At 68.8% G+C, this 22047-nt stretch carries 19 protein-coding genes and 1 pseudogene; 4 read left to right on the top strand and 16 right to left on the bottom strand.

The annotated features are described in order from the left end of the window. Positions 1 to 49: 49 nt before the first annotated feature. From J3A75_RS04805 to J3A75_RS04785, 5 genes are all read right to left on the bottom strand, one after another. Positions 50 to 700, bottom strand: a complete 651-nt coding sequence (locus J3A75_RS04805) for a cytochrome b (protein ID WP_209649743.1) — start codon at positions 698 to 700, stop codon at positions 50 to 52. Between the two features lie 9 nt (positions 701 to 709). Then, positions 710 to 1666 carry an iron exporter MbfA gene (mbfA, locus tag J3A75_RS04800; RefSeq protein ID WP_122160826.1) on the bottom strand — a complete coding sequence of 319 codons (957 nt, stop codon included), beginning with the start codon at positions 1664 to 1666 and terminating at the stop codon, positions 710 to 712. A 79-nt stretch (positions 1667 to 1745) separates the two neighbouring features. Then, on the bottom strand, positions 1746 to 2657 hold the full coding sequence (locus J3A75_RS04795) for a Dps family protein (RefSeq protein WP_122160827.1): 912 nt from the start codon (positions 2655 to 2657) through the stop codon (positions 1746 to 1748). Positions 2658 to 2784: 127 nt separating this feature from the next. Continuing rightward, on the bottom strand, positions 2785 to 3264 hold the full coding sequence (locus J3A75_RS04790; protein ID WP_163006050.1) for a HAMP domain-containing sensor histidine kinase: 480 nt from the start codon (positions 3262 to 3264) through the stop codon (positions 2785 to 2787). A 542-nt stretch (positions 3265 to 3806) separates the two neighbouring features. After that, positions 3807 to 4910 (bottom strand): glycosyltransferase, encoded by a 1104-nt coding sequence (locus J3A75_RS04785; RefSeq protein ID WP_122160829.1) that lies wholly within the window; start codon positions 4908 to 4910, stop codon positions 3807 to 3809. Between the two features lie 398 nt (positions 4911 to 5308). Between J3A75_RS04785 and J3A75_RS04780 the strand changes: the two genes are divergently transcribed. Beyond that, on the top strand, positions 5309 to 5605 hold the full coding sequence (locus tag J3A75_RS04780) for a hypothetical protein (RefSeq protein ID WP_163006052.1): 297 nt from the start codon (positions 5309 to 5311) through the stop codon (positions 5603 to 5605). Positions 5606 to 5824: 219 nt separating this feature from the next. Beyond that, entirely contained in the window at positions 5825 to 7147 is a 1323-nt protein-coding gene (locus tag J3A75_RS04775; protein WP_122160831.1) for a type II restriction endonuclease, read from the top strand. Between the two features lie 424 nt (positions 7148 to 7571). On the opposite strand, the gene J3A75_RS04770 is transcribed toward J3A75_RS04775, so the two are convergent. Then, positions 7572 to 8696 carry a DNA-binding protein gene (locus J3A75_RS04770; protein ID WP_122162804.1) on the bottom strand — a complete coding sequence of 375 codons (1125 nt, stop codon included), beginning with the start codon at positions 8694 to 8696 and terminating at the stop codon, positions 7572 to 7574. Between the two features lie 485 nt (positions 8697 to 9181). Between J3A75_RS04770 and J3A75_RS04765 the strand changes: the two genes are divergently transcribed. Next, entirely contained in the window at positions 9182 to 10618 is a 1437-nt protein-coding gene (locus J3A75_RS04765) for a transposase (protein ID WP_281035523.1), read from the top strand. Here the strand turns inward: J3A75_RS04765 and J3A75_RS04760 are convergent. The 4 genes from J3A75_RS04760 to J3A75_RS04745 form a co-directional block, all read right to left on the bottom strand. Continuing rightward, entirely contained in the window at positions 10602 to 11336 is a 735-nt protein-coding gene (locus J3A75_RS04760) for a DUF4396 domain-containing protein (protein WP_122160832.1), read from the bottom strand. The genes J3A75_RS04765 and J3A75_RS04760 overlap by 17 nt on opposite strands. Before the next feature lie 8 nt (positions 11337 to 11344). After that, positions 11345 to 13768, bottom strand: a complete 2424-nt coding sequence (locus tag J3A75_RS04755) for a heavy metal translocating P-type ATPase (protein ID WP_370877500.1) — start codon at positions 13766 to 13768, stop codon at positions 11345 to 11347. Positions 13769 to 13869: 101 nt separating this feature from the next. Continuing rightward, the gene (locus J3A75_RS04750; RefSeq protein ID WP_238247508.1) at positions 13870 to 14340 is read right to left on the bottom strand and encodes a DUF305 domain-containing protein; all 471 of its coding nucleotides are present in this window, start codon (positions 14338 to 14340) and stop codon (positions 13870 to 13872) included. A gap of 82 nt (positions 14341 to 14422) precedes the next feature. Further along, positions 14423 to 14755, bottom strand: a complete 333-nt coding sequence (locus tag J3A75_RS04745; RefSeq protein ID WP_122160835.1) for a four-helix bundle copper-binding protein — start codon at positions 14753 to 14755, stop codon at positions 14423 to 14425. Between the two features lie 787 nt (positions 14756 to 15542). Here J3A75_RS04745 and J3A75_RS36985 point away from each other — a divergent pair. Beyond that, entirely contained in the window at positions 15543 to 15671 is a 129-nt protein-coding gene (locus J3A75_RS36985; RefSeq protein WP_281035524.1) for a hypothetical protein, read from the top strand. Between the two features lie 36 nt (positions 15672 to 15707). Here J3A75_RS36985 and J3A75_RS04740 read toward each other — a convergent pair whose 3' ends face one another. From J3A75_RS04740 to J3A75_RS04715, 6 genes and pseudogenes are all read right to left on the bottom strand, one after another. Continuing rightward, on the bottom strand, positions 15708 to 15920 hold the full coding sequence (locus tag J3A75_RS04740; protein WP_122160837.1) for a heavy-metal-associated domain-containing protein: 213 nt from the start codon (positions 15918 to 15920) through the stop codon (positions 15708 to 15710). 55 nt (positions 15921 to 15975) lie between these two features. Next, positions 15976 to 16285 (bottom strand): annotated as a pseudogene (locus tag J3A75_RS04735) (nickel/cobalt efflux protein RcnA); the annotation flags it as partial. Positions 16286 to 16429: 144 nt separating this feature from the next. Continuing rightward, positions 16430 to 16906, bottom strand: a complete 477-nt coding sequence (locus J3A75_RS04730; RefSeq protein WP_122162805.1) for a DUF411 domain-containing protein — start codon at positions 16904 to 16906, stop codon at positions 16430 to 16432. 20 nt (positions 16907 to 16926) lie between these two features. After that, positions 16927 to 20088 carry an efflux RND transporter permease subunit gene (locus J3A75_RS04725; RefSeq protein WP_209649741.1) on the bottom strand — a complete coding sequence of 1054 codons (3162 nt, stop codon included), beginning with the start codon at positions 20086 to 20088 and terminating at the stop codon, positions 16927 to 16929. After that, positions 20085 to 21647 (bottom strand): efflux RND transporter periplasmic adaptor subunit, encoded by a 1563-nt coding sequence (locus J3A75_RS04720; RefSeq protein ID WP_122160839.1) that lies wholly within the window; start codon positions 21645 to 21647, stop codon positions 20085 to 20087. Before J3A75_RS04720 ends, J3A75_RS04725 begins: the two co-directional genes overlap by 4 nt. Next, positions 21644 to 22039 (bottom strand): FixH family protein, encoded by a 396-nt coding sequence (locus J3A75_RS04715; protein WP_122160840.1) that lies wholly within the window; start codon positions 22037 to 22039, stop codon positions 21644 to 21646. The genes J3A75_RS04720 and J3A75_RS04715 overlap by 4 nt, the downstream gene beginning before the upstream one ends. Between the last annotated feature and the right edge of the window lie 8 nt (positions 22040 to 22047).

The following is a 22047-nucleotide window of genomic DNA, read 5'->3' as shown; positions in this document are numbered from 1 at the left end:
CAGGGGCATCGGCAAAGGGGGCAGGCGTTTCCTGATCGCGCCAGCGGTCCTACGGCTGGCGCTGCGGCGTTCGGCCGGCCTGTGACGCTGCGCTTGTCGCAATACCTTCGGGCTGAGATTGCGCACCGGCCGCGGAAAGGACGGGCGTGGGACGGCGAGCCCAGCTCCCCGGCAGCATGCGGCCGAGCACGTCGTCTCTCCAGACGTAGCGGTGAATCAGCGCCGCTGCGGCGTGCAAGCCCGCCAGCGCCAAGATCATCCAGCCGATGGTCCCGTGCAGTTCCTGCACCTGGTGGGACAGGGCTCGGTTTCCGGGATCGTAAGCGGGGACACTGTACAAGTTGAAGAGGCTGTCGCCGCGCACCCACACGAGAAACATGCCCACGAGCACCATCATCACGAGCAGGGCATAGAGTCCCCAGTGCGTGCCCTTTGCGAGCAGGTTCAGGGCGCCGGTATCCGCCGGCGGCAAGCGACGCCCGCGTGTGGCGCGCCAAGCGAGCCTCATCAGGAACAGCACGGCCAGGAGCAATCCTCCGGTGATGTGCACCGAGCGCGCGTCGACGCGGGGAGAACCAGCCGGGAACAGGTCGATGACCTGAGCCCCGATCCACTGAGCCACGACCAACACAGCCGTCGCCCAGTGGAACGCGATGGTGACGGCATCGTAGCGGTCCGCACGAGGGTTCACAGGTTGCATGGCGAAACCTCACGCGTTGCCGATGAGGATGCCGGTGGCGAGCACCAGGGTTCCTCCCAGCATGACCTTGGCCGCAGCCGCGAAGGGCGGCGTCTCCATGAACCGCCACTGCACCCAGGCGATGGCCAACAGCTCGATGACCACGACGACGCCTGCGGCGATGGTGGCCATCACGAAATCGTTGATGAGGTAGGGCAGCGTGTGACCGATGCCGCCAGCGATCGTCATCAGGCCGCACACCAAACCTCGTAGCAGCGGAGTGCCCCGACCGGACAGCTTGCCGTCGTCGGCCAGCGCCTCGGCAAACCCCATACTGATGCCCGCCCCTAGCGAAGCCGCTAAGCCGACCAAGAAGGCGTTCCAGGGATCACGCGTAGCGAAGGCCGCCGCAAAGACCGGCGCGAGCGTCGAGACCGAGCCATCCATTAGACCGACAAGGCCGGGCTGGATCACCTGCAGAACGAAGCGGCGTTGCGCGCTCTCATCCTCGGACGCCCGGCCTTCGCCGGGCAGGCGCTTTTGCTGGATCTCCTCGGCCGCTCGCTCGTGCTGGAGCTCATCGGCGGCCAAGTCACCGAGCAGTTTGCGTATGCCGGCATCCGAGGCGCGGGCTGCCGCCTGCTGATAGAAGCGCGCGGCGTCGTGCTCCATTTGCTGCACGTGGCGGCGCACGGCCTCGATACCTTGAGCGCGGACCTGCCAGACAGGCTTGCGCTGCACCCAGCCCCGCACGTCCTGGCGTCGCACGAGCGGGATGTGCGCGTCGAAGCGGGACTGGAACAGGTCGATCAGCTTGCGGCGATGCTCGTTCTCCTTATCGGCCATGTCGCTGAACATCTGGGCACTGTCGGGGTAATCGCTTCGCAGTTCATGGGCGAAGTCGGCGTAGATGCGGCCGTCCTCCTCCTCGCTGGCGATCGCCAGGGCGAGCAACTCGCGCTCGGTCAGGTCGATGAAGGCACGCATGGATGGGGCCGTCCTAGCTTAGGCGTTCGGTGACGAACGGCAGCCCGGTCCTGGCTTGCAGGACCGGGCTGCCTGTTTGTCAGCGCTGGTTCGGGCTGCCCGCCGGGGCATGGGACGGAAGTTCGACGGGCTTGTTGTTGTTGAGATCCCAGCCGGTATTCGGGTCCGTGCCCGTGCGCTGGAGCTGGGCCCGCATCTGCCACTGGTACTTGGCGACCCCGTGCTCAACCTCCTGCAACAGGTTCGAGGTGGTGGGATCGACCTTCTCGGTGGCCTTGATGGCGGTATTCACCTCCTCGCCGACCCGCTTGTAGGCGTTGGTAAACCACACCAGGATCTGGGCATCGTCGAGGAAGCCGCCGGGGATCTCCGGCACACCGGAGGTCTTCACGATGGTGTTGGGCCGCCCGTCCGCCGAGGCGCCGACAGCCAGGAGCCGCTCCGCGATAGTGTCGGCGTATTTCGACAGGCCCTCGTAGTGCTCCTGCAGCAGGAGGTGCAGGGGGTAGTATAGGGTACCGGAGGCGTTCCAGTGCGCCTGCTTGGTCTGAAGCTGGAGCTGCTGCAGCTCGGTCAGGGTCTGCTGCAGGGCAGCCACGTCCTTCTTGCGTCCCTCTTCGCCGGCCCCGAGATCGATCCAGGGCTGCTGGCTGATCTCGTTCGTCGGGAAGGGCCCGATCGGTTGCTGGCCGGTCACCTGCGTCTGCGACGATTGACGGATGTCGCCGATCTGACCGCCTGCCCCCTGCTGTCGCTCGGTTGGCGACTTCTGGCCGCCCGGTTCGGTCTGGCTCGCCTGTGCAAGCTCGATACGCGAGAACACCGTCATGGCGTTCTGCGCCGACGAGGGAGCCGAGCGTACCCCGGTGCGAGGGCCGCCAGCACCCGTGCTCACGCCGGAGTCCGATGTCGCTCCGGACAGTGCAAGGGCCGGCGTGCAGAGGGCGGATCCGGCAAGCAGAACGACCGGGAGCAGGCGGAAAAATTGCATGAAAGGACTCGCGGCTGATGGCGGAGGCTTGTGCTCTGCTCACGCACCAGGGCAGCAGCAACACAGGCCGAAAACCGGCGCTAGATCAGAGCCGTTCCAGACTAAACCAGAGTTTAGCTGAGCTGACCTAGACGGACATATCGGCGGCGGTCGGCAGATCACCCCGATCGATCGTCGCCGGGCAGAGAATTTCGAAACCGCAGCCACCTCCGGGCGCGTCGGTGATGACGGCCTGGAACCCGTGCAACTCGACGATAGCGGCTACGAGCCCAAGGCCGAGGCCGTTGCCGACGGTGTGACGTGCGGGCTCGGCGCGATAGAACCGCCGAAAGACCTGATCACGTTCCGCCGGAGGAGTGCCGGGCCCCGTATCCTCGACGGCCAGGATGCAGATCGCGCCTCGCCGCGACACCTCAAGGCGTACCAAACTGCACGCCGGTGTGAACTTGACAGCGTTGTCAATGAGGTTGGTCACGGCTTCGAACAGGAGGTCGCGGTCGCCGGTGAGGAGCGGAAACGGATGAGTGACCTCAAGGCAGATCCGGATGCTCTTGTCCTCCGCGATCGGCTCATAAAGCTCGGCGGCCTCCGCCAGGACTTGCGCCACGTCGACTCGCGAAAATGCGGCACAGCGATGTTTGTGCTGAATCCCGCCGATGCGCAGGACGGCGGTGATGATCGACAGGGTCTGATCGAGCTAGACGAGGCTCTGGTCGATCACCTCCTCAAGCTCCGCCGGGGAGTGCGCGCCCGTTCGGCTGCGTTCCAGTCGCGCGCGTAGACGCGTCAGGGGCGTTCGGAGATCGTGCGCGATCGCATCGCCGCCTATCCCGAAGCCGACCTGATCCGCCATCTTGCCACTGCGCTCGCCCCGGCACCGGCCGGAACGACGGGGCTGCGACGCCCCGACGAGCCCGCTCCCCTTCCTCCAGCGCCGACCGAACAATCCCGATCCACACGCGTCAGAACAGACGCGGGATCCCGCGCGCCATCAGCCCAAAACACAACGTACGCCGATGCCCGTTGAATAAGTCGGGCTAATAGTGATGCGCCGCAGGCGTCTGGCCATCTGCGTGCGTCATCCGCCCCCTGGGACGGATTGGTATCAGCGATGTGAAAAGCGGCTTGCAATCAGGGCGAGCGCAATTTTCAGACAGTAAATTTTTGCGAAAGTTGCGCTTCGAAGTCGGAGATCTTGCGGAGTTGCGCAAGTTTTGGGCAATAGTTGAAAGACCAGCGTTGATCGGTGCGCGCGACCTGGTTTCCTCGCAAGCCATCGATGAAGGTGTTGAAGCGCTCTCGTTCGATTGCCATCAGGCGCAGGGTTGTAGAGCGCGTGAAATCTGCCGGAATGGCGCGCGCCTTCATCGCAGCCACGCCTTCTTGGACTGCCCGAGGATTGTCATCCACGATCAAGGTCGTGTCCGGGTGAAAGAACGTATCGCGTCCGCCTTTGCTGCGGGTTGAAACGACAGGCAATCCGGCCAAAAGATACTCGATGCTCGCGTACATGGCGCCCTCCAGCTTTGAGAGACATAAGCCGACGTGAGCCGACGCCATTGCTTCATTCACTTGGACGTGATCCATGAACACGACATTGTCGGCCTCGATTTCGTTGATGATTACGTGGCCGCGGGGCAGCCCGTGGACGAATTTATGGAGCTGTGCCTTCTTCAGATGTGGAGACCAGCGACCGAACAGTTTTGTCACATAGGCGCAGCTTGGCACCAGCCGCGCCAATTCATGCCGCTTTATCGGGACGAGCTGCGCATTATAGATTGCATCGTACGTCCGCGGTCGGTCGACGATCGGGTGGAACATGGTCTCGTCCACGAACATGTTCTGCGGCGCGAGGTATACGTCGACGCCGAACCTGCGCAGCAATTCTTCTTCCCCCGGCGTGTTCGCCATGACGATCAGGCGCGCTCGGCGATGGGCTTTGCGAAAACGTCTGTAGTGTTGAGCGACTGATAAGGCGAAGGTCGGTCGCTCCAGGCTGTGGGTGACCGCATGAAGGAAAACGAATGGCGTCTCGGGAAAGCGCGCGGCGAGGTAGCTTGCAGCCCCGAATGGCCTCGGTTGCGGTTGGGCGCAGAAGATTGGGGGATCGAGAGACAAGAACAGGCCCGCGACTTGTAGGTCCCTGGACCATGTGCGCGGTTCTCGAACGAAGCAATCGACCAGGCCGACTGCTTCTGACAGGACCGGTGTTCCGAAAAGATATGGATTGCGGAGGGCGTGCCAACTAAGCATGCGCGGAAATTCGATCCAAATATCCGAGCAGAGCCAAGACCGCACCAGTCGGCGGCTGACGCTCGCACAAGCTTGAAAAGGACGGGCGAAAGGCAGTCGTGCCTACGTAGGCGCACGTGAGATCGATGCTACTAAAAAATTGTTCACGCTTTATCTGTCGCAGGTCTGGCGTCATCGCGAAGCCCAATCTGTTGTTGCTTCGGACCGTGCCGCCTTGAAGCAAGCGTTGATGTGCTAACCGTCTCGACATATCGGCGCAGCGATAAACAACACTTCGCTCGTCGTGTCCGCTCCATGCTCAGTCAATAGTCTTGCCCTTCACGTCGTGGGCAATTCGAACGTTTCAGATCCACCATACGATGCGCGCTTACTCAAAGCTGACCAGGCGTGAGCTAGCGTTGGCTGACGCCAACGAGGAGGAGGACGGTCGAGGCTACGATGACTTCGCTCGCGACCTGCAAAACGAACAGCTCGACGGTGCCCGCATGTTCGGCGACATGGCTGAGGAGGAGACTGAATACTGCCAGCGGCTCATCGATCTGTTGTCGAGCGCTTTGACCCGCACACTCCGTTGGCGCAGCGGCAGGAGCCGCGCCAACACCATCACGCAACATCGTCAGGCTTGTCCTTCGGCGCGGATTGGGCCGAGGTTGAGGCACATGACCCTGGTCGTGCGGACGGGTTCGGTGAGATAGCCGGCGACCTTTAGCGGACGCTCGACGGCCACTCGGTGCCGGTGGCCTCAATTAAGGAGGCGCCGTTCGAGTCCAATCGGCTCGACGGCCAGTCCGTGGCAGAGATCGCCCGGCTTCGCTCGGCGTGAACCGCGCCCGTGAGACTTCCCGATGACAGCGGCAACCGTGGCTTGAATGGTATGCTCCGAACCGAATTCGGATTTCGGGAATGCTGCGCCGATGCGCCTGATAAATGACACCGGGGCGGAACACGCCCCCTTGGACGACGCCTGGATCGGCAACCTGATCCGGCATTGGCGCGAGGACCCCGGCGCCTCCTACCGAACCTGGTTCCTGTGGGAGGAGCGCATCAAGAACTTCCGCTCGATCCGGCGCGGCCTCCAGGCGGTCATCGACGAGATCCGCGCCGACGCGTTCGGCAACGCCTATCGCGGTTCGTCGCTGGAGACGGTCGTCCACTCCATCGCGGAGCAGCGCCAGGTCTTCAAGGGCGCCGACCACGCCTTCCTCTGGAAGCCGAAGCTGCGCATCCCCGACATCTACGAGGACCGCGCCAACCAAGTCGCCTTCGGCCGGTTCCTCGACGCCTGCCTGTGCTGCAGCGCCGAGGACGGGGTGCTGTCCGCCATCCACGCCCTCGACCGGCAACGCATCAAGGGGCTGGGCCCGGCCGCGGCGAACCTGCTGTACTTCCTGCACCCCACCCTCGTGACCCCGTTCAACACCGCCATCGTGAAGGGCTACAACGCCGTCGCCGGCGCCAACGTGAAGCTCGGCAAGTGGGACGAGTACCTCGCGATGCGCCGAGGCATCGTCGCCCTCAACGCCGCCCATCGCGGCCTGCTCTCCAACGATTACGGCGCCATCGCGGGCTTCCTGTTCGACGTCGGGTCCGGGCGATACCCGCTGCCGGAGCGCGACGGGGCCGCCGCGCTCGCCCGCTGGCGCGAGGACCTCGACCGCGTGCGGTCGGAGGCCGCCGCCACGGCCTCCAAGGCGGCGCTGGCCGCGCGCGAGGCGGACCACACCCACACCGAGGTCCAGGGCTGGCTGCGCGACCTCGGCCTCGCCCTCGGCTTCGACGTCTGGATCGCGTCGAACGACGGCAACCGCCCCTACGGCTCGGGCCGCCTGTCCGACGGCTGCCTCGACCGCCTGCCCGGGCGCGTGACGGCGAACGGCTCGGCCGAGACGGTCCGGCTCATCGACGTGATCTGGCTGGACAAGGTGGGCGGCGACGTGGCGGCCGCCTTCGAGGTCGAGCACACGACGAGCATCTACTCGGGCATCGTGCGGATGCTCGACCTGGCGCTCGGGGTCGAGGGCGGGGCGGCGCGCAACTTCTTCCTGGTGGCGCCCGACAACCGCGAGGATGACGTGCGCGCCCAGTTCGCCCGGCCCGCCTTCTCGCGGGTGGCCGAGCTCGACCTGCGCTACCTGCCCTACAGCGAGCTGCGCGGACACAGGGAGACGATCGCCCGTTTCGGGAGCGGCCTGAAGGGCGTGCTCGCCATCGCTAAGCCCGTCGGGCGTCCGCGCTGACCGGCGCGACGAAGCCGGCCGGAGGGATTCGGTCGTCGTTCCAGCGGCTGGCCGAGAGCGTCCGGAGGTCGCGCAACCGCATCGGCCACCATCGCGCCGTCCTCGACGAGGGACCGACCAACCACCACGCCGACGCCCTGGACCCGACCCGCTCGTGCCGTCCGACCATCGCGCGATGGGCGAGCACCGTGTCACGGGTGGCCGCCGTCGTCGTCGGGCGTCCGGCCGCGGGCGCGGGCTCCCAGAGCCCCGGACCGCTCGCGCTGATCCCGACGGTTGTTGAAGGCGTTCGCGGCGCGGCCAATGCACCGCCGACGGCCAGGATGCCGGTGGACCCGCGACAACGAACCCTGCCCGTGCGGCCGAGCCCCGCAGCGTAGTCTCCGGGCGGGCGTCGGATAAGTCGGCTGCCGCGCCGCGGGCGTCATCCGGCCCTCGCCGCCGGGGCCCCGGCCGGGCTCTCACCGTCCCAGGGAGCCTCGCCCACGAGGGCGGCGAAGCGGCCGTCCGGGAGTTCCTCGAACGGCCTCCGCTCCGCTATGCGCTGGCGCAGCTTCCACCGGAGCAGCCGGGGCGTGATCCTCTGGAAGCGCCCCGTCGCCGCGACCAACCCAGGGTCCAGGCCGCCGAGGATCTCGTCCGCCGTCTGCGCCCCGCCCCTGGCGAGCAGGGCGTGGACCTCCCGCATGAACAAGCGCCAGAACGGCCGCTTCCCCAACGCCGCGACCGCCTCGGCGAGTGGCGGCTCGGGCATCGCCGCGACGTCCGGCTCGGGCTCGGGCTCGGTCAGCCCGAACCGGTGACCGACGAGGGTCAGCCCGTTGCCGTCCTCCACCAAGCGCAGGAGGTGATAGCGCAGCCACGCCTCGGTGAGCGGGAAACCCGCCCGCTCGCCCTCCTCCTTGAGCCGGGTCGGGAGCGCCCTCAGGAGCGGGTGGACCGCCATGGGACCGCGTTGGCGCACCGCCCCTTCGACCGCGTCCCGCACCTGCCCCCAGAAGTCGTTCGCCTCCCGCGCCAGCTTCAGCCCGTGCGCGGTATCGACGAACCCGGCGCCGGCGCGACCCTGCGGGAGAGAGCCCACCTCACCCGCGGCGGAAACGGGCGGCGCGGCCCCGCCGGCCGGGGTGCCGGCGGCCCGCACCCGGTCCAGCTCGGCCTGCAACGCCGCGACCCGCTCCTCCAGGAGGTCGACCCGGTCCAGCGCCTCGTCGAGCAGATCCCTCGCCGCTGCCCGGCGGTCCTCCGCGCCGACGAAGTCCGCCAGACCTGCCCGGGCCGCCTCGACCCGAGCCATCTCAAGCAACTCCCGCCCGATCACCGCGAGCCGCCTCTCGAACGCCTCCGGCAGGTCCGCCCGCTCGATGGCCGGCCGGTAGTCCTCCCTGTCCTTCCACGTCCTGAGCTCGCGGGCGATGTCGCCGAACGACCCGCCGCCGAGTTCCCTCCGGACCGTGCGGACCGAGACCCGCTCCTTGGTGCCGCCGGGCGGTGCCGGCCTGGCCCGTATCCGATCCGCGGCCTTCCAGACCCCGTTCTCCGTCACCATGCCCGCCATCCCAAGCCGTTGCCGGCATCATCGCCGCGAGCGGTGAAGAAACGGTCGCGGCCCGCGTGCACGCTCGGTGCGGGCGCGGGCGCGAGCCGGTTCCGAGGGCGACCGGAGAGATAACCCGCGGGAGGCCTTCGGAGCGAGGAGCGCCCGGCCGGCGAACGCCCCCATCGTGTAACGCGTCCGGATGACGTTACCCGTTATGCGTACGCCTCGGAGCCGCATACCAACAGTCGGCGGCAGCCGCCGCCATGCCGCCTTGAGCCGGCGGAAACCTCGCTACCCCCGAAGACGTACTTCGTCGGCCTGTCCCGCCGCACTACGAAGGCATTCAGGACCGTCGCGGCCGGCCAGAGGGTTGATCCCGTCGGTCCGTACGCAGGGCCTGACCGAGGCGCGTCGGCACGCGCGGTCTCGGCACGGGAGTGGAGGGGCGCCCACAGAATCCTCGCAGGGGACCGTCTGCCTCAGCTGACGGGGGAATGCGAGCCGCCCCTGATGCGGCGTTGACGCGGAGAACGGAACGCGTACAAACGGGCGGGACGCAGATCCGCAGCTACAAGTACCGCCTTCGTCCAAGCAGATCCCAAGCCGCCCTGCTTGACGCGATGCTGCGGGACTTTTGCGGCCTGTACAACGCGGGCCTGCAGCAACGGATTGAGGCGTACCGCCGTCGCAAGCTGAGCCTGCGCTACGGTCATCAGGCCGGCGAGCTGAAGGCGTGCCGCCCCGCCGACCCGGACGGTCTCGGGCGCTGGTCGTTCTCGGCCCTGCAGCAGGTGCTGCGCCGGCTGGACCAGACCTACACGGCATTCTTCCAGCGCAGGCGCGGCTTTCCTCGGTTCCGGGCATCGCCCCGCTTCCACAGCGCGACGTTCCGGGTCGGCGACGGCCTGACGATCCGGAAGGATCGCCGCATCGGCATCGTCGGTGTGCCCGGCGGGATCAAGGTGGTCTGGCACCGCGACCTGCCGCAGGATGCCAAGCTTGGCGCTGCGATCCTGACCCGCCAGCAGGGCAAGTGGTACGTCGTGCTGTCGGTCGAGGCGGCGTTCGCCGAGACCTGCGGCGCGGGCACCGTCGGCATCGACCTGGGCCTGAACAGCCTGATCGCCACGAGCGACGGCGCGACGGTTCCGATGCCGCGCTTCGCTCGGCGCGCGCAGAAGGCGCAACGCCGGAGGCAACGGGCGCTCGCTCGGTGCCGGCGCGGATCGAAGCGCCGTCTTAAGGCCAAGGCGTGTTTGGCGGCCGCCTCGGCCCGCATCGCCCGCCAGCGGCGCGACCACCTGCACAAGCTGTCGCGATCCCTGGTCTCCCGCTACCGGGGCATCGCGTTCGAAGACCTCAACATGGCTGGGCTCACGAAAGGAATGCTCGCCCGGTCCGTCCACGATGCCGCGTGGTCTCTGCTCGTCCAGCTCACGGCGTATAAGGCTGAAAGCGCCAATGCGTCCGTCGTGTTGGTCGATCCGCGCGGTACCTCTCAAACCTGCCCCGCATGCGGGACGATCAAGGCCAAGACGCTGGCCGAGCGCCGACATCGCTGTGAATGCGGTACGGACCTCGACCGTGACGTAGCGGCGGCGAGGATCGTGCATCAGCGGGCCTTCGGCTCCGGCCGGGATATCGGCCTTCAGCGCTCAAGCCAGCGGATTGCCGCAAAGCTGCGCCGAGAAGCCGCCTGCTTCAGCAGGCGGAGTTGTCACGCTCTTATCCAAGTGCGGTTGCTGCGGGCGGACGGTTCACGCCGACGCGACGAGGTGCCCGAGCTGTCGCGCCGCAACCGGGGCGGGCATGCGCCCTGCCCCGAGCGAGGCGGGATACCGGATCTGCATGCTCGCGACCGCGTGCGCCGTCCTGTTCTGGCTCCTCGTGATCCGCGGTTAGGCGTCGACCGGCCTACATCCGCTCCTTGATGCCGGAGCCGACGAGCCACCAGTTCACCGGGTAGCTGGTCAGGAATCCCGCCACCATCGCGACCTGCATGGCGAACCAGAACTCGACCGAGTTCACCGGCGCGCGCTGGCCGGCCCAGTGCGGGAACAGGTAGAACTGGGCGAACGCCATGAAGCCGTACATGCCGACCTGCCAAGCGATCAGCGAGACGGTGTCCGCCTTCACGGCCGCCACCAGACCCCGGCCGGGGGAGAGCCCGCGCATCGGCACGATGGCGTAATACTGGAACGCGATCCCGAGCGCGTAGGCGAACACGAAATCCAGGACCCAGACCGCGTACATCTTCTCGTCGAAGAGGGAGTGCCAGCCGAACCAGACCGCCACCGTGGGCACCAGGAACGCGAGCCACTCGGCGGCGACATCGCCCAGCAGGCAGCCGCTACCGCAGTGGAGCGCGCCCTTGCCGACCATCACCGGGAACGGCGTCCCCGTCACGTTCGGCGGCTTCTCGCCCCGCTCCTTCGCGTGATGGTGCGCCTCCATGGTCGCGAGCCGGCCATAGCGGAGGTAGGCCCAGACCACGGCCACCGTTCCGAACAGGGCGCTGATCGGCCAGACCACGTTCATCACGGTCATGTGCTGCGGGTGACGGATCACCTGCGCCGACAGCAGCAGCGAGCAGGCCGCCCCGAGCAGCAGCGCGGCGATCGAGATGGCATGAAGCCAGGTTGGGAACATGCGCGCTCCTAGCGGGCCAAGGACGGGTCGAGGTTAGCCGCCCTCAGGCGCAGGGCATTACCAATGACGCTCACCGAGGAGAGCGCCATGGCGGCCGCGGCGATGACCGGCGAGAGCAGGATGCCGAGGAACGGGTAGAGGACGCCCGCCGCCACCGGCACGCCGGCCGCGTTGTAGACGAAGGCGAAGAACAGGTTCTGGCGGATGTTGCCCATCACCGCCCGCGACAGCCGCCGCGCCCGCACGATGCCGACGAGATCGCCCTTGAGCAGCGTCAGGCCGGCGCTCTCGATGGCGACGTCCGTGCCGGTGCCCATGGCGATGCCGACATCCGCCGCCGCGAGCGCCGGGGCGTCGTTCACGCCGTCGCCGGCCATCGCGACCACCTGTCCCGCCGCCTTGTGGCGCTCGACCACGGCGGCCTTCTGGTCGGGCAGCACCTCGGCCTCGACCTCGTCGATGCCGAGCCGGCGGGCCACCGCCTCGGCGGTGGTGCGGTTGTCGCCGGTCAGCATCACGACCCGGATGCCCTCGGCCCGGAGCGCGGCCAGCGCCTCGGCCGTCGTCGCCTTGACCGGGTCGGCGATGGCGACGATGCCGGCCACCCGGCCGTCGACGCCGGCGAAGATCACCGTCGCGCCGTCGCGCCGGAGCTCGTCTGCCTCGGTCGCATGGGTCGATACGTCGACCCCTTGCTCCCGAAGGAAGGCGGCGTTGCCCAGTGCCACGTGCCGGCCCTCCACGGTTCCGAGCGCGCCCTTCCCGGTCGGGCTGTCGAAATCCGTGACGGGAGCGGTCGCGATCCCGCGCTTTCCGGCGGCCGCCACGATGGCCAGGGCGAGCGGGTGCTCGCTCGCCCGCTCGACGCTCGCCGCGAGGCGCAAGAGCGTGTCCTCGTCGAAGCCGGCCGCCGCCACGACCCGCGTCACGGCCGGCTTGCCCTCGGTCAGGGTGCCGGTCTTGTCGACCACCAGGGTCGTCACCCGCTCCATCCGCTCCAGCGCCTCCGCGTTCTTGACGAGCACCCCGGCCCCGGCGCCACGGCCGACGCCGACCATGATCGACATCGGCGTGGCGAGCCCGAGCGCGCAGGGGCAGGCGATGATCAGCACCGCGACCGCCGCGAGGAGCGCGAAGGTGAAGCGCGGCTCCGGCCCGAACGCCATCCAGGCGGCGAAGGCCAGCACCGCCGCGCCGATGACCGCCGGCACGAACCAGCCCGCGACCTGGTCGGCGAGGCGCTGGATCGGGGCCCGGCTCCGCTGGGCCTCGGCCACCATCTGGACGATGCGGGCCAGCATGGTGTCGCGCCCGACCTTGGTCGCCTCGACGACGAGCGAGCCGGACTGGTTGAGGCTGCCGCCGATGACGGGGGCGCCGGCCTCCTTGGTGACCGGCATCGATTCCCCCGTCACGAGGCTCTCGTCCACGGAGCTGCGGCCCTCCACGACCGCGCCGTCGACCGGGACCTTCTCGCCGGGGCGCACGCGCAGCCTGTCGCCGATGGCGATGGCATCGAGTTGCACCTCCTCGTCCTCGCCGTCGGGCCGGATGCGGCGGGCGGTCTTCGGCGCGAGGTCGAGGAGCGCCCGCAGCGCGCCGCCGGTGCTCTCGCGGGCGCGGAGCTCCAAGACCTGCCCGAGCAGCACCAGCACGGTGATCACCGCCGCCGCCTCGAAGTAGGCCGGCACCGCCCCGCCGTGCCCGCGCAGCGCCTCCGGGAACAGCCCCGGGGCCAGGGTCGCCACGACGCTGTAGAGGTAGGCCGTGCCCGTCCCGAGGGCGACCAGGGTGAACATGTTCAGGTTCCGGGACAGGACGGAGCGCCAGGCCCGGACGAAGAAGGGCCAACCGGCCCAGAGCACCACCGGGGTGGCGAGCGCGAACTGGATCCAGTTGGACGTCTGCTGCCCGAGCCGTTCGGTCAGGCCGAAGAGATGCCCGCCCATCTCAAGCACGAACACCGGCAGGGTCAGGACCAGCCCGACCCGGAACCGGCGGGTCATGTCGACGAGCTCCTCGCTCGGGCCGTCGTCCGCGCCGACCATCGCCGGCTCAAGCGCCATCCCGCAGATCGGGCATGCCCCGGGCCCGACCTGCCTGACCTCCGGGTGCATCGGACAGGTGTAGATCGTGCCTTCCGGCACCGGGTCCGCCTTGGCCCCGGCCTGGCCGGGGTCGACGTAGCGGATCGGGTCGGCCTCGAACTTGGTCCGGCAGCCGTTCGAGCAGAAGTAGTAGGGATGTCCGTCGTGCTCGGCCCGGTGCTCGGTCGCGTGCGGATCGACCATCATCCCGCAGACCGGGTCCTTCACGCGGTCGGCTCCCGCACCGTTCGCCGCCATGGCGGCATGGTCGTGCCCGTGCGACGCGACGGGGTCGTCATGCCGGTGTCCTCCGGAGCAGGCGTGGCCCGCCGGGGCGGGATGCATTTCCGACGAATTGGTCATGACCTGTCCCTTCGCGTAACTTCGATATCCGTGGCCCGCGACGGTTGACGCGATGCGGACCACGGGCAGGTTTTCCTTCGGGCTTACTGCTTGCCTTCCTTGCGGGCGTTCTTGTCGAGCCAGGCGGTGAGCTCCTTGATGCTCTTTTCCTGCTCCTGGATGCTTTTCTCGGCGATCTTCTTCGCCTCGGGATTATCGCCGTTCCTCAGGCCGACCTGGGCCATGGCGATTGCACCCATGTGATGCGGGATCATCGCGCAGATCCATGCGACGTCGGGGTCGCCGGCCATCATGCCCTGCATCATCGGACCGTTCATCTGCATCATGGCGTGCTGCAGGCCCTTCTGGGTGTCGGTCGCCTGTCCGGACATGCCCTGCATCGCCATCGACATGTGGCCCTGCATGTCCTTCATCGAGGCCTCCTTGCCGGCCGACGCCGCCTTGCAGGCCGCGGGCAGCTCGAACGACGGGGTTTGCATGGAGCCGTGGTCGTGGGAGCCATGGTCGTTGTCCGCGGCGAGGGCCGTGCCCGCGCCGGTCAGCGTCAGGGTCACCGCGAGGGTCAGGGTACGAACGCGCATATCGATCTCCTTCGTTGGACGGGTCGGGACGGCCCAAGCGGCCGCCCCGCAGGCCTCAGGCAGCCATCTTCCGGCAGCTCTCGGCGCAACGGCGGCACTGCTCGACGCAGTCCTGCATGTCGCCGACCTGCTCGCAGCTGCGGGCGCAGTCCTCGCAGACGTCGGCGCACTCGGCGCAGGTGTGCTTATGGTGCGCGGTCCCGAGCAGCATGACGTGCGCGGAGGTGCGGCAGATCTCGGCACAGGCCAGCATCAGCCGGAAGTGCTCCGGCTCGACATGCTTGCCGCCGGCCGGGAGGCAGTGGTTCGAGGCCATCCCGAGGCAGGTCTGATAGCAGCGAAGGCACTCGTCGATGCAGGACTGCATCTCTCCAGACAATTTGTGCATCCTAGTTCTCCTTTGATTGTGATTTCATCTCAGAAATGCGGATAATGAAGAGCACCATACTGTAAACTTGCTCATCAGTCCGCATTCAAGAACCGGACGAATTGGATTCGGTTCAAGGAAACGCGGAAACACTTCTCGCGTATGGTCGCGGCCTTGAAGAACGCGCGGCGGTGGGTCACGCCGAGGCGTCGCCGACCTCTCGATGGGCACGAGCGAGTATCCCGCTCAGAAGGCGGCGGACGGAGCCTACGGCCAGCGGCGTCAGGACGACGCGGGATAAGAGAAGGGCGTCGCCTCGGTTTGCCCTCGGGCACGCCGCAAAAGCAGTCGCACCTCGGCCGTCGCGCGCATCACGCGCGCCTCATCTCAAGCGAGGATTCGGGGCGGTCTGCGCAGCGCCTCGGGGCCGATGGCCACGCGCCCGGCGAGATCTTGGGGGATCAACACGGCCGCCCGGGACAGGGGGATGGCCAGGCATGCCGGTCCGGCGACGATGCCGAAGGTACAGCATAGCACCGTCCCGCAGCAGCAGCGCTTGCATCCACAGGCGCAGCAGCCTCGGTCGGGATCGAGTGCGCCGAGCGATGTCGTGGACCGGCTGGCCTTCGCGTGAAGGCGAGGCCCGGCCAGGAGCGTCACCGACACCTCCGCGATGCGCGACGGCGTTGCGGGGCCCAGGTTCGCCGCGGAAGGGGACGCCGTAGGAGCCCTGGAGGCCGCGCGCCCGTGATGGCCGCAGGGGACATGCCCCTCGTGAGCCTCGACGGCGGACGGAGCGACGTAGGCGATGATCGCGAGGATCATCGCCGCTATCGAACGCACGATGTGCCGGTCGAAACCCATGCCGATCGCTAATCTCGATCCCGAACGCCGGGACGATCCCGAACGCCGGGACGACGTCGCCCCTGGGACGTGAATGCGCGCATCCGGGTTTGGTTGCCGCCCGGCCGTCTCAAGCCGTCGCACCCAGCGGCTCGGCCGGATAGCCCGCGGCGACGATAGCCTCGGCGATGCGGTCTGCGGGGCCGGCGGCGTTGGACACGGTCACGAGCTTGGCCCCGAGGTCCACCGCGACCTGCGCGTCCGGCTCGATGCCGACGATGGCCCGGGTCACGGACTTGGCGCAGCCCCCGCAACCCATCTTGTCGACCTTGAAGCGATGCATGACGCTCTTCCTTCGATGACGCCACGCACAGATGGGGCTTCCCATGATGGGAAGGTCAATGGCGGGAAGGCGTCTGCCAGGCCGGGGCGAACAAGGTCGACGCGCCGGCGCGATCCTGGTGTTCGCGCCGGATGCCAATTCAGCCAAGCCAGCCGGTTTAGAGGCCGACCAGGACGACCTGCGCCGCCGAGGAGGCGTCGGGCGCTTGGCGTGCGAAGGCGCCGAGTGCCGCCAGCACCCCGGCCAAGACCATCTCGTGGGCGAGCCCGACGCCGAAGCAGGCGACCAGCACGAAGCCGAGGCGAAAAGTGCCTGAGCTGGATGGAAAGAAGCAGGACCGTGATGGCCGCGGGGCACGGGATCACGGTGTGCAATGGATTTCAGCCCCCGCATCCGCCCGCCTTCGAGGGACATCCGGGCCCGAAGCGGAGTGTCGGATTTTGCGCGGCAACCCGATGACGGTTCACCACCTCGGACGGCTACGGCGATCACCCGCACGACGGCCGCGCTCAAGCCGGCTCGCCGCCACGGTAGCGGGCGAAGGCGCCCCGCCCCTCGGGTCCGAACAGGACCACCGCGTAGGTGTCGGGCTCCCTGCCCTCGACCTCCATGCCGGGCGAGCCGGCCGGCATGCCCGGAACGGCCAGCCCCGTTCCCTTCGGGCGCTCCACCAGCAACCGTTTGATCGCGTCTGCCGGCACGTGTCCCTCGACCACGTAGCCGTCGACCAGGGCGGTGTGGCAGGAGGCGAGGTCCCGCGGCACGCCGAGACGCGCCTTGACCGGGTTCACGGGCCCCTCGGTCACCGTCACCGTGAAGCCGGCTTGGCGCAGGTGGTCCACCCACTTCGCGCAGCAGCCGCAACTCGGGTCCTTCATCACGGCGACGGTCGGCGGGCTCTCCGCCGATACGGGTCGCCCGAGCGCCAGTCCCGCCGCCACGCCCACGAGCACGGCTCGCCGGGACGGCATCATGTCAGACTTCATCATCCGCTCCTGTTCGTTCCTCATTCAGCCGCCAGAGGCACCCGGGCATCCTCCCCGGCCTCCGCGGCGGCCTGGGGCAGCCCGCGCCCTTTCACCAGGGCGTAGACGGCCGGAATCACGACGAGGGTCAGCACGGTCGAGGAGACCATCCCGCCGATCATGGGGACCGCGATGCGCTGCATGACCTCGGAGCCCGAGCCGGTGCTCCAGAGGATGGGCAGGAGACCCGCCATGATGGCGACCACCGTCATCATCTTGGGCCGCACCCGCTCGACGGCGCCGACCATGATGGCCCGGCGCAGGTCCTCGCTCGTGAGCGGGCGTCCCTCGCGCACGCACCCGGCCCGGACCTCGTCGAGGGCGTGGTCGAGGTAGACCAGCATGATCACGCCGGTCTCGGCCGCGACGCCGGCGAGCGCGATGAAGCCGACCGCCACCGCCACCGACATGTTGAAGCCCATCCACCACATCAGCCAGACGCCGCCGACGAGCGCGAACGGCAGCGAGAGCATGACGATGAGCGTCTCGGTCAGGCGGCGGAAATTGAGGTAGAGCAGCAGGAACACGACCAGCAGCGTCAGCGGCACCACGATCCTCAGGCGCGCCTCGGCCCGTTCCAGGTACTCGTACTGCCCGCTCCACTGCAGCGTCGTGCCCGGGGGCAGCGCGACCTCGCCGTCGACCGCGGCACGCGCATCGGCCACGTAGCCGCCGAGGTCGCGCCCGGTGAGATCGACGAAGATGTAGACCGCGAGCTGGCCGTTCTCGGTCCGGATCGAGGTGGGTCCGCGGGTGAGCTCGACCTTCGCGACCTCGCCGAGCGGCACCGTCCCGCCGGCGGGCAGCGGCACCTGCACCTCGCCCGCGATGGTCGTGGGATCCGAGCGGAAGGCGCGCGGGTAGCGCACGTTGACGGTGTAGCGCTCGCGGCCCTCGACCGTGTTGGTGACGCTCTGCCCCCCGAGCGCCGTGGCGATGACGTCCTGCACGTCGCCGACCGTCAGGCCGTAGCGGCCAAGCGCCTCGCGGTCGGGCGCGATGTCGAGGAAGTAGCCGCCGACGACCCGCTCGGCGTAGGCGCTCGACGTGCCCGGGACCTTACGCACCACCGCCTCGACCTGGCGGGCGACCTTCTCCATGGCGCCGAGGTCGGTCCCGAGCACCTTGATGCCGACCGGGGTGCGGATGCCCGTCGACAGCATGTCGATGCGGGCGCGGATCGGCTGCGTCCAGGCGTTCGAGACGCCGGGGAACTGCAGCGCCCCGTCCATCTCGGCCTTCAGGCTCGCGAGCGTCACGCCCGGGCGCCACTCCGCCTTCGGCTTGAGGCTGATGATGGTCTCGAACATCTCCATCGGCGCGGGGTCGGTCGCGGTGTTGGCGCGCCCCGCCTTGCCGTAGACCGAGGCGACCTCGGGAAACGACTTGATGATGCGGTCCTGGGTCGCGAGAAGCTCGCCGGCCTTGGTCACCGAGATGCCCGGGAGCGTCGTCGGCATGTACATCAGCGTCCCCTCGTCGAGCTCCGGCATGAACTCCGATCCGAGCTGGCGCGCCGGCCACACCGTCGCCGCCAGAACGCCGAGGGCGAGCAGGATCGTGGGCAGCCGCGCCCGCAGCACCCCCGCGATGACGGGCCGGTAGAGCCAGATCAGGAGCCGGTTCACCGGATTGCGATGCTCCGGGACGATCCGTCCCCGCACGAACAGCACCATGAGCGCCGGCACCAGGGTCACCGACAGGAGCGCCGCCGCCGCCATGGCGAAGGTCTTGGTGAGGGCCAGGGGCCCGAACAGCCGCCCTTCCTCGCCCTCCAGGGTGAAGATCGGCAGGAAGCTCACGGTGATGATGAGGAGCGAGAAGAACAGCGACGGGCCCACCTCCGCCGCCGCCGCGACCAGGATCTCGACCCGCGGCCTGCCCGGCGCCGCCCGCTCCAGGTGCTTGTGCGCGTTCTCGATCATCACGATGGCGGCGTCGATCATGGCGCCCACCGCGATGGCGATGCCGCCGAGCGACATGATGTTGGCCCCGATTCCGAGCGCTTTCATCCCGGCGAACGCCATCAGGATGCCGACAGGCAGCATCAGGATGGCGACGAGCGCGCTGCGGACGTGCAGCAGGAAGACGATACAGACGAGGGAGACGACGACGCTCTCCTCGACGAGCGTGCCCCGCAGCGTCTCGATGGCCGCGTCGATGAGTTGCGAGCGGTCGTAGACCGGCAGGATCTCGGTGCCGGCGGGCAGGCTCTTGGCGACCTCGGCGAGTTTCGCCTTCGCGTTCTCGATGACGGTGAGGGCGTTGGCGCCGAACCGCTGCAACACGATGCCGCCCGCGACCTCGCCCTCGCCGTTCATCTCGGTGATGCCGCGGCGCTCGTCCGGTCCGAGCTCGACCCGGGCGACGTCCCTAACCCGCAGCGGCGTGCCGCCCGAGGTCTTCAGAACGATGTTCTCGATGTCGGCGACGCTTCTTAGGTAGCCGCGCCCGCGCACCATGAACTCGAACTCGGAGAGCTCGACCGTGCGGCCGCCGACATCCGCGTTGCTCGCCCGGATGGCGTCCCGCAGCTTGTTGAGGCTGATGCCTTGGGCGCGCAGCCGGTTCGGGTCGACGACGACGTTGTACTGCTTGACGAACCCGCCGACGCCCGCGACCTCGGCCACCCCCTCGGCGCGCGAGGCCCCGAAGCGGATCACCCAATCCTGCAGTGACCGGAGCTCGGCGAGCGTCCGCTCACGCGCCACCACCACGTACTGGTAGACCCAGCCCACGCCGGTCGCGTCGGGGCCCAACGTCGGCGTCACCCCCGCGGGAAGCCGGCTCGCCGCGCCGTTGAGGTATTCCAGCACCCGGGAGCGGCCCCAGTACGGGTCGGTGCCGTCCTCGAAGATCACGTAGACGAAGGACACCCCGAAGAACGAGAAGCCGCGCACCACCTTCGCCTTCGGCACCGTCAGCATGGCGGTGGTCAGCGGGTAGGTGACCTGATCCTCCACGACCTGCGGCGCCTGGCCCGGATACTCGGTGTAGACGATGGCCTGCACGTCCGAGAGGTCCGGGATGGCGTCGAGGGGCAGGGTGCGCAGCGCGATGACACCCGCCGCCACGGCGAACGCCGTGCCGACCAGCACCAGGACGAGGTTGCGGGCCGACCAGCCGATCAGGCGCGCGATCATGGCTTGCCCTCCACATTCGCGGCCTGCCGGTCATCCGCCTTCGGGGCCGCCATGGATTGCAGCGCCGCCTTCAGGTTGCTCTCGGCGTCGATCAGGAAGTTCGCTGACGTGACCACCCGGTCGCCGGCGGCGACGCCGTCGCGGATCTCGACGTAGCCCGTGCCGCGAACCCCGACCCTGACCGCGCGGGGCTCGAAGCGCCCGCCGCCCCTGTCGAGCAGCACCAACTGCCGTGCGCCTGTGTCGATGACCGCGTCGTCGGGCACCGCCACGACGGGCTTGCCCGCCCCCGTTGCGATCTCGACCTCGGCGTACATGTCCGGCAGGAGCGTGCCGTCCGGGTTCGGCAGCTCGATGCGCACCCGCGTGGCCCGGGTGTCCGGGTTCACCTGCGGATAGATCACCCCGACCTTGCCCGAGAAGGTCCGGCCCGGTGCCGAACGCAGGCGCACGGTCACGGCCTGTCCGACGCGGACCCCGGCCAGGTCGCGTTCGGGCACGTCGGCCAGCACCCACATGACCGAGATGTCGCCGATCCGGAACAGGGTGTCGCCGGCCGCGGCCTTCATGCCCTCGACGGCCGAGCGCTGCAGCACCACGCCGTCCCGGGCCGACGACCAGGTGATGGCCATCGGCACCTTCCGGGTGCGCTCCATCTCGTCGATGACGGCCTCGGAGACGTTGAGGTTCTGCAGGCGTCGCCGAGCTCCGTCGAAGCCGGGGTTGGCGATGAGTTGCGCGGCGGCGGCGTTGATGTCGGGGGAGTAGATGTGGACCAGCGGCTGGCCCTTGCGGACGCGGTCGCCGGTCGTGACGTCCTCGACATGGTCGACATACGCGTCCGACCGGGTCGCGATGACCGTCACGCGCCGCTCGTCGAGGGCGACGGTACCGGGCACGCGCACCGGCTGGGCCACCACCCGCCGCTCCACGGTCTCGGTCCGGACGCCGGTGCGCTGGACCTTGCCGGGGGAGACGGTCACGACGTTGCCGCCCTCGTCCTCGCCCGCGTAGACGGGGATGTAGTCCATCCCCATCGAATCCTTCTTCGGGGTCGCCGAGGTGTCCGGCAGGCCCATCGGATTGCGGTAGTACAGAACGCGCCGGTCGCCGGAGCCGGGCTTGGCCGACCCGTCCGATTGGCTGCCCTCCGCCCTCCCGCGGGCGGCCATGTCGGGGGCCGACATCCCGTGGCCCGGCGCGTCGCCGGGCTTGATCTCGACCGCTTCGCCATCGAAGCGGACGTCCTCGCTGGCGCGGACTGCCCGGAACTGACGTCCGTCCGCGGTGACCATCGGCGCGAGCGAGTAGGCCGGCTTCCCGTCCGGGTCCTGGTAATAGACGACCGGCCCCGACGGGACGGCCCTCGCCGGACCCGCGGTGGTGGGCAGAAGGCGCGCGAGCCCGTCGCGACCCCGTTCGGCGAGCGCGGGCGGCAGGCCCGAGGCCACCCGGCCGGCGAGCGCCGACAGTGCGGGGCCGTCATGCCCGACCCCGTACCCGGCGGCCCCGGCCGCGAGCGCGGCGAGGGCCCCGGCAATCCACGCGGACCGGCTCATTTCGCGGCCTGGACGATCAGGTCGTCCTCGACCGTTCCGGTCTCGCCCTGGACCTTGGCGGCCAGCGACAGGCGCCAGCGGCCCTGCATCCCGAGATGCGCCTTGAAGCGGTAGATGCCGGGTTCGGTCGACGGGACCTGCTCGACCTTGGTGGCCATCTCCTCCATGGCGTCCGGCGCCATGTCGAGGCGCTTGGCGAAGATCACCGCGTCGGTCACCGGCTTGCCCGTGCGCCGGTCGACGAGCCGGACGGCGAGGACGGCGTCCCCGACCTTCGCCTCCGGCTGGACGAGTTGGAACTGGTAGTCCCTGATGCCGGCGAGCGTCGGGGCCGGTAGGGCGACAGCGAGCAGCGCGACCGCGAGGGCGCGCGCGAAGGGATCCTTGGTCACGGGTGTGG

It is taken from the genome of Methylobacterium sp. PvP105, assembly GCF_017876975.1.
GTDB classification, from domain to species: domain Bacteria; phylum Pseudomonadota; class Alphaproteobacteria; order Rhizobiales; family Beijerinckiaceae; genus Methylobacterium; species Methylobacterium radiotolerans.
This window is presented reverse-complemented; position numbering and strand designations above follow the sequence as displayed.

Bases quoted from the DNA above. Each gene is read 5' to 3' on its own strand.
- J3A75_RS04805 (WP_209649743.1), bottom strand. From the start codon at position 700: ATGCAACCTGTGAACCCTCGTGCGGACCGCTACGATGCCGTCACCATC.
- mbfA (WP_122160826.1), bottom strand. From the start codon at position 1,666: ATGCGTGCCTTCATCGACCTGACCGAGCGCGAGTTGCTCGCCCTGGCG.
- J3A75_RS04795 (WP_122160827.1), bottom strand. From the start codon at position 2,657: ATGCAATTTTTCCGCCTGCTCCCGGTCGTTCTGCTTGCCGGATCCGCC.
- J3A75_RS04785 (WP_122160829.1), bottom strand. From the start codon at position 4,910: ATGCTTAGTTGGCACGCCCTCCGCAATCCATATCTTTTCGGAACACCG.
- J3A75_RS04775 (WP_122160831.1), top strand. From the start codon at position 5,825: ATGCGCCTGATAAATGACACCGGGGCGGAACACGCCCCCTTGGACGAC.
- J3A75_RS04770 (WP_122162804.1), bottom strand. From the start codon at position 8,696: ATGGTGACGGAGAACGGGGTCTGGAAGGCCGCGGATCGGATACGGGCC.
- J3A75_RS04765 (WP_281035523.1), top strand. From the start codon at position 9,182: ATGCGAGCCGCCCCTGATGCGGCGTTGACGCGGAGAACGGAACGCGTA.
- J3A75_RS04760 (WP_122160832.1), bottom strand. From the start codon at position 11,336: ATGTTCCCAACCTGGCTTCATGCCATCTCGATCGCCGCGCTGCTGCTC.
- J3A75_RS04755 (WP_370877500.1), bottom strand. From the start codon at position 13,768: ATGCATCCCGCCCCGGCGGGCCACGCCTGCTCCGGAGGACACCGGCAT.
- J3A75_RS04745 (WP_122160835.1), bottom strand. From the start codon at position 14,755: ATGCACAAATTGTCTGGAGAGATGCAGTCCTGCATCGACGAGTGCCTT.
- J3A75_RS36985 (WP_281035524.1), top strand. From the start codon at position 15,543: ATGATCGCGAGGATCATCGCCGCTATCGAACGCACGATGTGCCGGTCG.
- J3A75_RS04740 (WP_122160837.1), bottom strand. From the start codon at position 15,920: ATGCATCGCTTCAAGGTCGACAAGATGGGTTGCGGGGGCTGCGCCAAG.
- J3A75_RS04730 (WP_122162805.1), bottom strand. From the start codon at position 16,906: ATGAAGTCTGACATGATGCCGTCCCGGCGAGCCGTGCTCGTGGGCGTG.
- J3A75_RS04725 (WP_209649741.1), bottom strand. From the start codon at position 20,088: ATGATCGCGCGCCTGATCGGCTGGTCGGCCCGCAACCTCGTCCTGGTG.
- J3A75_RS04720 (WP_122160839.1), bottom strand. From the start codon at position 21,647: ATGAGCCGGTCCGCGTGGATTGCCGGGGCCCTCGCCGCGCTCGCGGCC.